Source organism: Pseudarthrobacter sulfonivorans, from assembly GCF_001484605.1.
GTDB classification, from domain to species: Bacteria; Actinomycetota; Actinomycetes; order Actinomycetales; family Micrococcaceae; genus Arthrobacter; species Arthrobacter sulfonivorans_A.
Window position 1 is genome coordinate 4,068,080 of sequence record NZ_CP013747.1, and the last position, 12,542, is coordinate 4,080,621.

General features: G+C 66.8%; 14 protein-coding genes, 1 other RNA gene and 1 riboswitch. Of the genes, 4 read left to right on the forward strand and 11 right to left on the reverse strand.

Annotation, left to right across the window (positions count from 1 at the left end):
* Positions 1–5: 5 nt before the first annotated feature.
* The 4 genes from AU252_RS18445 to AU252_RS18455 all read left to right on the forward strand — a co-directional run bounded on the left by AU252_RS18445 (position 6) and on the right by AU252_RS18455 (position 3,608).
* A complete protein-coding gene (locus AU252_RS18445) occupies positions 6–1,412 on the forward strand; it encodes a peptidoglycan DD-metalloendopeptidase family protein (RefSeq protein WP_058931966.1) in 1,407 nt (468 codons plus the stop codon).
* An 87-nt stretch (positions 1,413–1,499) separates the two neighbouring features.
* Positions 1,500–1,970, forward strand: a complete 471-nt coding sequence (gene smpB, locus AU252_RS18450; protein ID WP_056343258.1) for an SsrA-binding protein SmpB — start codon at positions 1,500–1,502, stop codon at positions 1,968–1,970.
* Positions 1,971–2,057: 87 nt separating this feature from the next.
* Positions 2,058–2,426, forward strand: a transfer-messenger RNA (tmRNA) gene (gene ssrA, locus AU252_RS23390).
* 204 nt (positions 2,427–2,630) lie between these two features.
* The gene (locus AU252_RS18455) at positions 2,631–3,608 is read left to right on the forward strand and encodes a S1C family serine protease (RefSeq protein ID WP_058931967.1); all 978 of its coding nucleotides are present in this window, start codon (positions 2,631–2,633) and stop codon (positions 3,606–3,608) included.
* A gap of 4 nt (positions 3,609–3,612) precedes the next feature.
* Here the strand turns inward: AU252_RS18455 and AU252_RS24190 are convergent, their stop codons facing one another.
* The 11 genes from AU252_RS24190 to AU252_RS18505 all read right to left on the reverse strand — a co-directional run bounded on the left by AU252_RS24190 (position 3,613) and on the right by AU252_RS18505 (position 12,357).
* The gene (locus tag AU252_RS24190; RefSeq protein ID WP_167349845.1) at positions 3,613–3,750 is read right to left on the reverse strand and encodes a hypothetical protein; all 138 of its coding nucleotides are present in this window, start codon (positions 3,748–3,750) and stop codon (positions 3,613–3,615) included.
* Between the two features lie 81 nt (positions 3,751–3,831).
* Complete coding sequence (locus tag AU252_RS18460) at positions 3,832–4,200, reverse strand: hypothetical protein (RefSeq protein ID WP_058931968.1); 369 nt, start codon at positions 4,198–4,200, stop codon at positions 3,832–3,834.
* Between the two features lie 43 nt (positions 4,201–4,243).
* Positions 4,244–4,642 carry a fluoride efflux transporter FluC gene (locus tag AU252_RS18465; RefSeq protein ID WP_083510473.1) on the reverse strand — a complete coding sequence of 133 codons (399 nt, stop codon included), beginning with the start codon at positions 4,640–4,642 and terminating at the stop codon, positions 4,244–4,246.
* Entirely contained in the window at positions 4,639–5,073 is a 435-nt protein-coding gene (locus AU252_RS18470; protein WP_058931969.1) for a fluoride efflux transporter FluC, read from the reverse strand. The genes AU252_RS18465 and AU252_RS18470 overlap by 4 nt, the downstream gene beginning before the upstream one ends.
* Entirely contained in the window at positions 5,074–5,787 is a 714-nt protein-coding gene (locus AU252_RS18475) for a metal-dependent transcriptional regulator (RefSeq protein ID WP_058931970.1), read from the reverse strand. It abuts the gene before it with no gap.
* A 31-nt stretch (positions 5,788–5,818) separates the two neighbouring features.
* The gene (locus tag AU252_RS18480) at positions 5,819–6,577 is read right to left on the reverse strand and encodes a class I SAM-dependent methyltransferase (RefSeq protein WP_058931971.1); all 759 of its coding nucleotides are present in this window, start codon (positions 6,575–6,577) and stop codon (positions 5,819–5,821) included.
* Positions 6,578–6,701: 124 nt separating this feature from the next.
* Complete coding sequence (locus tag AU252_RS18485; protein WP_058931972.1) at positions 6,702–8,141, reverse strand: aminotransferase class V-fold PLP-dependent enzyme; 1,440 nt, start codon at positions 8,139–8,141, stop codon at positions 6,702–6,704.
* Between the two features lie 35 nt (positions 8,142–8,176).
* A riboswitch (SAM riboswitch) is annotated at positions 8,177–8,290 on the reverse strand.
* Between the two features lie 159 nt (positions 8,291–8,449).
* Positions 8,450–9,262, reverse strand: a complete 813-nt coding sequence (gene hisN / locus AU252_RS18490) for a histidinol-phosphatase (RefSeq protein WP_058931973.1) — start codon at positions 9,260–9,262, stop codon at positions 8,450–8,452.
* A gap of 52 nt (positions 9,263–9,314) precedes the next feature.
* Positions 9,315–10,430 (reverse strand): ribosome small subunit-dependent GTPase A, encoded by a 1,116-nt coding sequence (gene rsgA, locus AU252_RS18495; protein WP_058931974.1) that lies wholly within the window; start codon positions 10,428–10,430, stop codon positions 9,315–9,317.
* Positions 10,414–11,814, reverse strand: a complete 1,401-nt coding sequence (gene aroA / locus AU252_RS18500) for a 3-phosphoshikimate 1-carboxyvinyltransferase (protein ID WP_058931975.1) — start codon at positions 11,812–11,814, stop codon at positions 10,414–10,416. The genes rsgA and aroA overlap by 17 nt, the downstream gene beginning before the upstream one ends.
* A gap of 6 nt (positions 11,815–11,820) precedes the next feature.
* A complete protein-coding gene (locus tag AU252_RS18505) occupies positions 11,821–12,357 on the reverse strand; it encodes a DoxX family protein (RefSeq protein ID WP_058931976.1) in 537 nt (178 codons plus the stop codon).
* Between the last annotated feature and the right edge of the window lie 185 nt (positions 12,358–12,542).

A 12,542-nucleotide genomic window follows, 5' to 3' on the forward strand; every position in this document is an offset into this window, starting at 1 on the left:
TCCTGATGAACGAATTGCACCGAACTGCGCCCCGGCACCGGGCCGAACGCCGGCGATCTGCGGGCCGCCGCGCCGGCCTGATCAGCGGCGTCCTGGCCCTGCTCCTCGCCGCCAGCATGGGTGCGTCAGCCCCGGTGGCGCACGCCGATGAGCTCGATGACAAGCGTGCCGCCCTCGAAGCTGAGGCGGCCCGGGTTCAGCAGTCCCTGGAATTCGTGGACTCACGCATCGCGAAGGCCGCCGGCGACCTAGTGATCTATCAAGGCCAGCTGCCGGGCGCCCAGCAGGCACTCCTGGAGGCCCAGGGGCGCGTGGCCAGTGCGGTCAAAGAAGTTGAAGCGCTGACGGCGCGGGTTGACCTTGCACAGCAGAATAAGGCCAAAATCACCCAGCAGCTTGAGGCTGACAAGCAGAAGATCGCGGACACCAAGAAGCTGATCGGCCAGATCGCCACCCAGGCCTACAAGTCCGGAGGCGTGCCGTCGAACCTGACCCTCTTCTTCGGGGCAAACAACGGCGGCAGCCTGACCGACACCATGGACCTCGCGGACCAGGCCATGCGCAGCCAGAACGCCGCCATGGACAAGCTGTCCCAGCAAAGCGCCACAAATGTGAACTCGCAGGCCCGGCTCGAAGCCGTTGAGGCAGAAATCAGGGACCTCAAAGCCAAGGCAGACGCCGCCTTGGAACGGGAAAAGGCTGCCCGTGACGAGGCGGCTGCCAAGAAGGCCCAGGTTGACCAGCTGATCGCCGACACCGTGCGCCTTGATGCCGAACTCCAGGCAGCGAAACCAGGCATCCAGTCCCAAATGGCGGCGGTTGCAGCGAGCCAGAACTCCGTTGCCAACGAAATCGCCGAACGTGACCGCAGGCTCCGCGAGGCCTGGGAGGCCGAACAGCGCCGGCTCGCGGAGGCGGCCGCTGCCGCCGCACGGGCGCAGGGCCAGGCCGAGCAGCCGTACGCCCCGGTGACCGGATCGCCGTCGGCCTTTGGCCTGCGGTCCCCGTTCTCCGGTGACGTTCCGATCACCTCCGGCTTCGGCTGGCGGTCAACCCCGCCGGGAACCATCGATTTCTACGGGCAGGGCGGATATGTCCACACCGGCATTGACTTCGGCGCAGCCTGCGGCACCCCCGTCTACGCCGCGGCCGCCGGCGAGGTGTTCTCCTCAGGCTGGAACTCCGCTGACGGCGGCGGCTGGCGGGTGAAGCTCTCCCATGGAGTGGTGCAGGGCAACTCGCTGACCACCATCGTTTACCACAACAGCAGCATCGTGGTCTCCAACGGCCAGCAGGTTTCCGCCGGGCAGCTCATCGCCTACTCGGGCAGCACCGGCAACTCAACAGGCTGCCACGCACACTTCGAAACCTGGCTCAACGGGGCCGCAGTTGACCCGATGCGCCTGCTGTAACGCCGGTCCGCGCCTGCCGTACACTGGTATGACTCCGCGCCGGAACGGCCGGAGCCAACCAGGATCCACGAACTGAGGAGTTCCACCGTGCCCAAAGAAAGTGGCCGTAAAGTTGTGGCCACCAACCGCAAGGCCCGGCATGACTACCACGTGCTGGATACCTACGAGGCCGGCATCGCCCTGATGGGAACCGAGGTCAAGTCCCTGCGCGAAGGCCACGCCTCCATGGTGGACGGCTTCTGCACGTTCTACAACGACGAGCTGTGGATGGAGGGCATCCATATCCCCGAGTACAACCAGGGGAGCTGGACCAACCACTCCGCACGCCGCCGTCGGAAGCTTTTGCTGCACCGTGAGGAGCTCAACAAGATCTCCGTGAAGATCCGGGAGTCCGGCTTCACAGTGGTGCCGCTGCAGCTGTACTTCCTCGATGGCCGGGCCAAGGTGGAGATCGGTGTCGCACGCGGTAAGCGGGAGTACGACAAGCGCCAGACCCTGCGCGAGCAGCAGGATAACCGCGAAGCCCTTCGCGAGGTCCGGGAACGCAACCGCAGGTAGGAATGATTTCCGCCGGGCATGCGTTATGATAGGTAGTCCGGCAGGGATTTGTGCGTGCACAGCCCGGCCGGTTTGAAAACAAAATACGGGGATGATCGGTTTCGACGATGTTAGTCGCGACAGGTGAAGCGGGCCGAGGATGCAGAATTATCTCGTAAACGCTGTCTGCAAACCAATAAGTGCCAAATCAAACCGCACTGACTTCGCTCTCGCTGCCTAAGCAGTAAGACAGTCCGTCAGCCCGAGGTTGCTATTGCCCCGGATCCTGGCGTCATTTAGATAGCCACTGCTGCTTGCCTCCGTCATCGGGGCAAACGGGACTCTTAGATGACTGGGCCCGGATCAGCCACCTGTTTGCAGGAGGGCTGGGGCCGAGAAAGTCCGACGCAAACTGCGCCCGGAGAAGCCCTGTTAACACAACATCGGACGGGGGTTCAATTCCCCCCATCTCCACATTTTGAATGTCGCAAGACATTGCCAGAAGGCCCGGACCCCTCGTCCGGGTCTTCTGGCATTTAAGCGCCGTGTTGAGTGCCCTGTTCACCCACGGCGTAGCCGTTCCGGGACTACCGGGCGCCACCGCGTGGTTGTCCCCAGTAGGCTCCGGCGCAGCAGCAGGTCTGGAAGCCGGAGGCAGCAACGCCAGCCAGGAGGTGTGCCATGGAACAGGCGCAGGAACCCAATACCGCGGCCGACGACGGTCCGCTGGACTCGTATTCGGAGACCGTCATGCGCGTGGCTGAGACGGTCACCCCGCATGTTGCGGCCATTGAAATGACCGGCAACCACCGTAACGGCCGCTTCCGCATGGGCGCAGGTTCGGCGGTGCTCTTTACTGAAGACGGCTACCTGCTCACCAATTCGCATGTGGTGGCCGGCACCCATCAAGGCCATGCCGCCTTTGCTGACGGCAGCCGGACCGATCTTGAACTGGTGGGGGCGGATCCTTTGTCCGACCTCGCGGTGGTCCACGGCAGGGCACCGAAAGTGGCCCCGGCGCAGTTCGGCGATGCCGAGACGTTGCGGGTGGGCCAGCTGGTCATTGCGGTGGGAAATCCGCTGGGCTTGGCCGGATCAGTTACAGCGGGTGTGGTCAGCGGCCTGGGCCGTGCCATTCCGGTGTGGTCCAGCGGCAACCGGCGCGTGATCGAGGACGTCATCCAGACCGACGCAGCACTAAATGCCGGCAGTTCCGGCGGAGCACTGGCCGATACGCACGGCCGCATCGTGGGAATTAACACCGCAGTGGCCGGAGCGGGGCTGGGCCTGGCCGTGCCCATCAACACCACCACGCGGCGCATCATCTCAGCGCTGCTGAAGGACGGCCGTGTCAGGCGGGCTTATCTCGGCGTGGTCAGCACACCTTTCCGGCTCAATGCCAGCGCGGTGATCAGGACGGGACAACGGGACGGGCTGCGCGTGGTGGAGGTTTTGGCCGGTTCGCCTGCAGACCGCGGGGGCCTGCGGGCGGGTGACGTCATCCTGACAGCCGGAAGCCGCCCCGTCAGCAACGCCGAGAGCCTGCAGAAGCTGCTGTTCGCCGATGCGATCGGCCAGCCGCTGCCGATTCGAGTGCTGAGGGACGGCCAGGAAGTGGACATTGTGGCAGTGCCCGACGAGATGGCCGGGAACGGGTAAACCGCTACCGGCGCTTCTTCAGGTGCGCTACCGGGTCCTGCGGGCCTTCAACCGGGCTCTTGGCCTTCTTTTCCGCGCGTTTTTCCTTGATGGTTTTGACCGGCTTCTTGTGCAGCTGCTGGTGTGGTGACTTGTCCGGCATGGCATGCTCCTTACGACGTGGGACGGGCTGCGTCCCACTTCGTAAAATACGCCTGTTCAGCCCCGAATGTAATGCCCCGAATCAGTCCGGAACTGCAACGTCCGCGATGCCCACGAAACGGGTCCCGACGCCGTCGAACTCGCTCCTGATGAGGCCCGGCCGCAGCGGCGGCACCTCGTCCGAGGCATGGTGCTCGCACACCACATACGTGAATTCCGGCCACCATTTTTTGGGCCGGGCCGCTTCCTCGTAGCCGCAGACGGCACATTCCAGGTGCACCCAGACCGGACGCTTGCCGGTCCGGTTGGCCCTCGACTGGATCAGCCATGCCGGTGGGTTGTCCAGGATTTCGCCCAGCTCCGCCTCGGTCAGTCGTTTCGGGATGCCATGGCGCTGGGCCATTTCCATCGGTACATCAAGGGCAATTGCCGCGTCGCGTCTGCTAATCATCAGAGTCAACGATACGGGACCGGGACAAACCTGAATGGGTCCCTTACGACGCCAGTGCGATGCCCACAGCCGCCGCGGCAAATCCGGGGGCCAGGTTGGCGCCGATGTTCAGGGCGGCGGCACCGAACCGCGACTCGCTCAGGAGACGCACCGTGGCAGTGGTCCAGGAGCTGAACGTGGTGAGTCCGCCCGCCAGGCCGGTGGCGACAGCGGTCTGCCACTCGGGGGCAAGGCCGAGCCGTCCGGTCATGCCGATGGACAGTCCGATGATCAGGCACCCGGTGACGTTGACGGTGAGCGTGGCCCACGGCCAGTGCCGCGGCCTACCGCTCGGGCTGACGGCCGTGCGGAGCCCCTCGCGGTGGGCGAACCAGCTGTCGATGGCGAAGCGCAGCAGGGCGCCCGCCATGCCGAACACTCCCACCAGGACCGCGCCCGTCACGGTGCTGTCCCCGCCCGGTCACCCTGCAGCCGGTCGGTGAGCAGCCGCCCGGTCCGCCAGCCACCGGCCGCGGCGCCCAGGCCCAGCAGCAGGGAGAGCCCCAGGTAGGCGATCCACACGGGATGTTCGCCGGCCCTGGTCAGCTGGTCAATCGCGAAGACTACCGCAGAGAACGTGGTGAACGAGCCCAGGAATCCGGGCCCCAGGCCGGCGCGTAGCCAGAATGCCGTCTGCGGCCGCGCCATCCACACCGTGGTGAGGGCGGCCAGCACAAAACTGCCAGTCACATTGATTCCCAGGGTGGTCCAGGGCATTGCCCCAGCGGTTTCCGGAAAGGCGAGTCCCAGCCCGTACCGGAGTTCCGTTCCGGCCAGGCCGCCTGCCGCCACGGCCAGCCAGGCCCGCCAGTGCGGCACGCGGGCGTTCGTCATTCAGCTGTCGCTGAGGGTGCAGCCGGTGTGGGGGTGGTCACTGTGGACCCAGAGCGCCGCGGTGACTTCATCCGCGAGATCGTAGTCCCGCTTCCTGCCGGCGTTGCTGATCCGCACCACCAGCGCTCCGCCAAACGGCTTACGGCCCACTACCTCCACCTCGTCGTCGAGGTCAATTTCCTCGGCCGAAAGATACCGCAGCAGATCAGGGTTCTCGTCGCTGATGCGGGTGATCCGGCCGGTGTGCCCGGGATCGAGTTCGCCGAGCAGATGGGCCTCGGGCAGCAGCACCGTGCCGTCCGCGGCGGGGATCGGGTCACCGTGCGGGTCGCGTTGCGGGTTGCCCAGTTTTGCCGCCATGCGCTCAATAAACGTGTCCGACACCGCGTGCTCCAGCAGTTCGGCTTCGTCGTGGACTTCGTCCCAGCTGTAGCCGAGCTCCTGCACCAGGTAGGTCTCAATGAGCCGGTGCCGGCGCACCATGGACAATGCCAGCCGGACCCCGGAGTCTGTAAGGGTGATGGCGCTGTACGGCTTGTGGTCCACCAGGCCCTGGTCCTTGAGCTTGCGGACCATCTCCGAGACCGAGGAATTGGCCACCCCCAGGCGCTGCGCGAGCTGGGAGGACGTGATGCGTTTGTCCTGCCACTCCGTGAAGCCGTAGATGACCTTGACGTAGTCCTCGATCGAGGAGGAGGGCGCGCTGGTCTTCACGTCTCCTAGCCTACCCGGTGGTCCGCGTCCCTCACGCCTTCGTGGCCCGCCACGTCAGCGTCAGGTACGGCAGGCTGATGTCCTCTTCCACGGCGTGCCCCAAGTGCTCGTGCAGATACCAGTCCAGGTTGGCCAGGACCTTGCTTCGGGTGGCTTCGCCGGCGCGCAGGTAGTAGCTGCGGGACTTCGTCAGTTCCATGATGTCCGCCGTGCTGAGGCTGTCCTCCCACCGCGTCACATGGCTCTCGAGGCCTTCAAACTCCGGCCCCACCACCGGGCGGAACCCGGGCTTGTAGACGTCGCCCGCGTGCATGATGCGGGACAACCGGTGCACCCACGGAACGGACGTGTCCAGCTGGTTCCAGATCAGCCCCAGCGTTCCGCCGGGCCGCAGGATCCGCGCCAGTTCGGTGCTCGCCGGCAGCGGATCGCACCAGTGCCAGGCCTGCGCCACGCTTACGACGTCGAACGAGGAGTCAGCGAGTCCCGTCGCCTCTGCCGTCCCCTGCGTCGCGTCCGCCGCCGCGTAGTGGGCCCGCAGCTGTTCGAGCATGTCCGGCGACGGGTCCACGGCGGAAACCGCCAGGCCGCGTTCCAGCAGCAGGGCGGTGAACTTGCCGGTTCCGGCGCCCACGTCCACCGCGTCCGCGGCCCCGGCAGGGATCAGCCAGTCCGCTGAGTCGGCCGGGTAGCCAGGGCGTACGCGCTGGTAGTGTTCGCCGCCGTCCTGGAAACTCCGTCCGAGTTCCAGGCGGCGTCCGTGCTCAAGTCTGGGGCCACCCCGTGCCACGTGCGGCCTCCTTCAACTGTGCCCATCGGTATCCTTCGAATTTACCGCATGGGCCGCAGCCGCTGGGTCAGGCGGCAGTCAGGTGGCAGCGGTCAGGTCAGGAACCAGGGGAGGAAAGCGTCAGTCAGTCGTCAAGGCACGGAGCCGCGCCGGCGGTGCCCGGCGTGTTGGGAGCCCAGTGAGGGTACGTGCGGGTGTCGTTGGCCGGAACCCAGCGGCCCGCGTCCACCACGTAGTCCCAGCCCAGGCCGGTCCGGCGGAGTTGCTCCAGGCCGGCAAGGAGCCGCTGGGCGTCTTCCAACCGGGAGCCTACGCCGAAGCTGGCCCGCAGCGAACCGGAGGGAAGGCCGAGGCGCTTGAGCAGCGGGTGCGCGCAGAAGCGGCCGTCCCGGAGGCCAACGCCATGCTCGGCCGACAGGAACGCGGCCACAAGCCCGGCGTCGTACCCTGCCACGGAGAAGTTCACCACGCCGATGGTGCCCGTTTCAGCGTCCGTGTCCGAGAAGATCTGGTGCACGGTGACGCCGTCGATCTTCCCGAGCCCTTCCACCAGGAATGACCTGATGGCTGCCTCGTGGGCGTGCCAGCGGTCGTGGTCCAGGGACGCGATGACCTGGGTGGCGCGGGCCAGTGTGGCCGCGCCGAGGACGTTGGGGGAGCCGCCCTCGTGCCGGGCCGGACCGGTGGCCCAGCTGACGCCGTCGAGCCTGGCCTCGCGGACGGCGCCGCCGCCGGCCAGGTGGGGAGTGCCGGCGTCGAGCCAGTCGGTGCGGCCCACCAGGACCCCGGAGCCGAAGGGCGCGTAGAGCTTGTGCCCGGAGAAGGCGAGGTAGTCGACGTCGTCGGTGCTGATATTGATGCGCCGGTGCGGTGCCAGCTGCGCGGCGTCCACCACGATCCGCGCTCCGTACTCATGGGCGAGGGCGGCCAGGGCCTTGATCGGGAGGATCTCGCCGGTGACGTTGGAGGCGCCCGTGATCGCGAGGAGGCTGACGTTGCCCTGCTCAAGTTCGGCGCGGAGGACCTCGAGGGTCCCCACGATGGTGTCCGCGGCGACGACGCTGCGGTGCGGGACTCCCTGCCACGGCAGGAGGTTGGCGTGGTGTTCGATGTCCAGGTAGAGGACATCGCCATTGGACCGCCCGTCCGTCGCCGGCAGGCAACCCGCCAGCAGGTTAAGCGAGTCGGTGGTGTTCCGGGTGAAGATGACGGAGTCGTCCGGGCGTCCGCCCACAAAGTCGCGCACGATGTCCCGGGCGTTCTCATAGACGGACGTGCTGATCTGCGATGCGTAGCCGGCGCCGCGATGGACGCTGGCGTAGAACGGCAGGATCTCGTTGAGGTAGGCCGACACCACGGAGAGGGCGGGAGTGGATGCGCCGTAGTCCAGGTTTGCGTACCGGATGTGGCCGCCCTGGATCAGCGGTGCCTGGATTTCCGCGCCGGTGACGGCAGAGAGGGGGCGGCCGGCAATGGCGGCGGCATCCTTGAACAGCGCAGCGGCCTTGGCGGGGGCGGCGTTGTCGGGAGAAACAGTGTTGGGGGAGACGGTGGCAGTTGTCACGGAGACCTCACTCTAAAAGGACTCCCGGTAACGGGAACCCGCGCTTGCCGTGTCCATTCCGGACCGGCCTGGTCGTCACCCGGGGCACCCCACCGCGAATGGAGGGTTGCCGGCCAGCAAACCGGGGTTTAGCGCTGGCACTCGTGACCTGTTAAGAAGCGTAGAACATCCGCCGCTGCAGAAAGGAAGCCCGGCCAAATGTTAAGGACTTTGTTACGCGCGTTTGAGGAACCGTCTCATTTGTCGAAGATACGACGGCGGACGCCCCCTTGAGGAGGCGTCCGCCGTCGATAATTCGAAGAAAGTGCCTAGAGGAGATCGTCCAGATTCGGGTTCAGCCGCTTGAGCACCTCTGAGTGCAGAATGGAGTTCGTGGCCAGGGCGTTGCCGCCGAACGGCCCGTCCTGTCCCTCCAAGGAGGTGAAGCGGCCGCCGGCTTCCACCACGATGGGCACCAGGGCAGCCATGTCGTACAGGTTCAGTTCGGGCTCGCAGGCGATGTCCACGGAACCTTCGGCCACCATGCAGTAGGACCAGAAATCGCCGTAGGCGCGCGTGCGCCACACGTCCTCGGTCAGGCCCAGGAACTCATCCAGGTTGCCGCGTTCCTTCCAGCCGCCCAGGCTGGAGTAGGACAGGGAGGCATCCGAAAGTTTGGAGACGTCCGAGACGCGGAGCCGCGTTGCGGCGGCAAGGGACTTGCCCATGTACGCGCCGGAACCCTTGGCGGCCCACCAGCGTTTGCCCAGCGCGGGCGCGCTGACCACTCCCACAACGGGTTCGCCTTCGTCCACGAGGGCGATCAGGGTGGCCCAAACCGGGACGCCGCGGACAAAGTTCTTGGTGCCGTCGATGGGATCAATGATCCAGCGGCGGGAGCCATGGCCCGAACTGCCGAATTCCTCTCCCAGCACGGCGTCGCGCGGACGCGAGCGGGACAGCTGGCCGCGGATGGCTTCCTCCGCGGACTTGTCCGCGTCCGTTACCGGCGTCAGGTCCGGCTTGGTCTCGATGCGGAGGTCCAGTGCCTTGAAGCGGCTCATGGTCTGGTCATCCACGGAATCTGCCAGCACATGGGCAAGGCGCAAGTCATCGTTGTAGCTCGAAGCGGGTTGGATCATGGTTCCAAACTACCGTCTCAGGGCCGCAGTGTTGGGGACATCGGCGTCCCGTCTAGCCGATGCTGCCCAGTTCCTTGGTTTCCTGGCCCACCAGGCGGGGATCCGTGCCCAGCAGCCGCCGCAGGGACGCGAGCCGGGCCGGGCCGGTGGGGCCCGCGTGGCCGGCGGACACCCAGGCATCCACCCCGCAGTTGACGGCCGCGGTGTTGTGCTTGCAGCCACGCTCGCAGGCATCCGTACCCGGCTCCAGGTCCGGGAAGGACCGCAGGATCCGGTCCGGGTCCACATGGGCCAGGCCGAACGAACGGATGCCAGGGGTGTCGATGATCCAGCTTCCGGCGGGAGCTCCGGTCAGCTTCAGGGCAAGGGCCGACGACGACGTGTGGCGGCCGCGGCCGGTCACCGCGTTCACTCCACCGGTGGCCCGTTCGGCCCCGGTGAGCGCATTGACCATGGTGGACTTGCCCACGCCGGAATGACCCAGCATCACCGAGACCTTGCCCTCGAGGTACGCGCGGAGCTGCGAAACTGCGTCACTGTCCAGGCGGGCAGAGAGGCCGTCGTCGGAGCGGGCATCGATACCTGAGGCTTCGGAGTCCGACGTGCGGCTGATGATCACCGGGAAGTCCAGGTGCTCGTAGTTGGACAGCAGTTCCGCCGGATCCTTGACGTCCGCCTTGGTGACGAGCAGCAGCGGCTCAATGCCGGCGTCGTAAGCGGCCACGAGGGCGCGGTCGATGAAGCCTGTGCGCGGCTCCGGGTTTGCGGCGGCCACCACCACTACCAGCTGATCTGCGTTGGCCACCACCGCACGCTCGATCGGATCAGTGTCATCGGCGCTGCGGCGCAGCAGGGTCCTGCGGTCCTGGATCCGGACCAGGCGGGCTAGCGTGTCGGGTTCGCCGGAGACATCTCCAACGAGGGAGACGAAGTCGCCGGCAACCACGGGGGAGCGGCGGAGTTCGCGGGCCCTGGCTGCGATGATGATCCGCTCGTCGCCCGAGTCTTCGCCGACGACGGCGGTGTACCGGCCGCGGTCCACTGTGATGATGCGGCCCGTGACGGCGTCGTCGTGGCTGGGGCGGTCCTTCGTGCGCGGCCTGGAGCCCTTTTTGCTGGGCCGGATCCGGACGTCGGACTCGTCCCAGGAATCAGTGCTGCGTGCCACCAGTGGGACCTTCCGCGCGCTTGTCGGCAGCAGCGCCCTGGGCCAGCATGTCGGCCCACATCTGCGGGAATTCCGGCATGGTCTTGGCAGTGGTAGCGATGTCCTGGACTTCGATGCCCGGCACCGCGAGGCCGAGGATGGCACCGGCGGTGGCCATCCTGTGGTCCGCATAGCTGTGGACGACGCCGGCGTGCAGCTTTGCCGGGCGGATCACCAGGCCGTCGCTGGTCTCCTCCGCGTCGCCGCCGAGGCGGTTGATTTCGGTGACCAGCGCGGCCAACCGGTCCGTCTCGTGGCCGCGAAGGTGCGCGATGCCGGTCAGCCGTGAAGGTCCGCTGGCCAGGGCGCAGAGGGCCGCCACGGTAGGGGCGAGTTCGCTGGTTTCGTCAAAATCCGCACCCTTGATCTCTGGCCCGCCCGTGACGGTCAGGACGCCGTCAGCCAGGCTGACGTCCGCGCCCATGTCCGCCAGGATGCTGCGCCAGAGGTCTCCCACCTGGGTGGTGCCGGCGGGCCAGTCCGGGATCCGGACGGTGCCGCCGGAGGCCAGCGCGGCGGCCAGGAACGGGCCGGCGTTGGAGAGGTCCTGCTCAATGCGCTGGTCAAAGGCGCGGATGGGGCCCGGTGCCACTACCCAGTGGTTGGGCACGGAATCGTCAACTGATACACCGACGCCGCGGAGTACGGCAACGGTCATGTTGATGTGGTCCAGGCTCGGCACCGGTTTGCCCACGTGTTCAAGGTGGAGCCCGTCGGTAAACCTGGCGCCGACCAGCAGGAGGGCCGAGACGAACTGTGACGACGCACTGGCATCGATCACCAGGTGGCCGCCCCGGACTTCCCCGGTGCCTGCAACGGTGAACGGCAGCGACGAGGGGGTCCCGCCGTCGTCCGCGGTCAGGGCCACCCCGAGGGCCTTCAGGGCCTCGATGATGGTGCCCATGGGGCGCTTCCGGGCGTGGGGGTCGCCGTCGAACACGCTCACGCCGTTGCGCAGCGCCGCCAGCGGCGGAACAAAGCGCATCACTGTTCCGGCGAGGCCGCAATCGATGTGCGTCTTCGACGACGGCGCCTCCCGGCTCAGGGGCGTGACCTCAAGGTCCGGCCCGAAGGCGCCGTCGCCGGGCACCTCCGTGATGGTGGCCCCCAGCTGGCGGAGGGCCTCAATCATCAGGGCGGAGTCCCGGGAATGCAGGGGGGCGCGGAGGCGGGACGGTCCGTCAGCCAGCGCGGCCAGGACCAGGAACCTGTTGGTCAGGGACTTTGAACCGGGCACCGTGACGGTGGCGTTGATGGGCCTGCTGGCGAAGGGGGCCGGCCAGTGCGGAACGGTGCCGGTGGAGCTGTGTGAGTCGGTGGCTGCGGGCGGGGTGGAACCGGTCATCCGTCCTTACGCCCCCGTTGCGTGTTCGACGGCGCGGCGCACGGCCTTGTCTGCCTTGTGAAGCTTTTGGCCGGTGGTCTTGCGGGCGCCGGCGGCGCTCTTCCGGGCGTCCGCGGCGAGGTGCTCGGCACGCCAGGCCAGGCCCGGCTTGCCGGCGGTGTCCACCGAGGCCAGCAGGGCGCCGCCGCTGAGGGAAATGTTCTTGAGCAGCTGGTTCCGGCGGACTTCTCGGCCTTCCTTGGTGCTGATGTCTGCGCTGCGCCATTCCACAAAGGTGTTCAGGAGCGAGATGACGGTCAGCAGTGTTGCCGAGAGGCGGCTGAACTTGCCCAGGCCGAACAGCACGCCGGCACCCACCTGCGTTCCGCCGATCACCCGTGCCAGCATCTTTTCGTCGGCCTGGAACGGCAGCGACGCGGCTGCCTTCTGAAGGAGCGGCGAGAGCTGGGTGGCGGTGTCATCGGCGTTCTTCAGCTTGTCCAGTCCGGCGACTACGAAACTGGAAGCCAGCATGGGGCGGGCGAGAGTACGGACAAAGGACATGGGTTTCCTCCTGGCTGGACGAACCGCACCGGATGCGGCGGAGTCCGTTCTAGTCTTGCACTTTTGGGGAATATTTGCCTGCCGCCAGCGGTTATGGTTTGTGGGTCCGGACACCGGACGAATTGACTCATCATGGATTGCCCGGCAGGTATTTGCCTGGAACACCATGGCCTGACACAGACTGG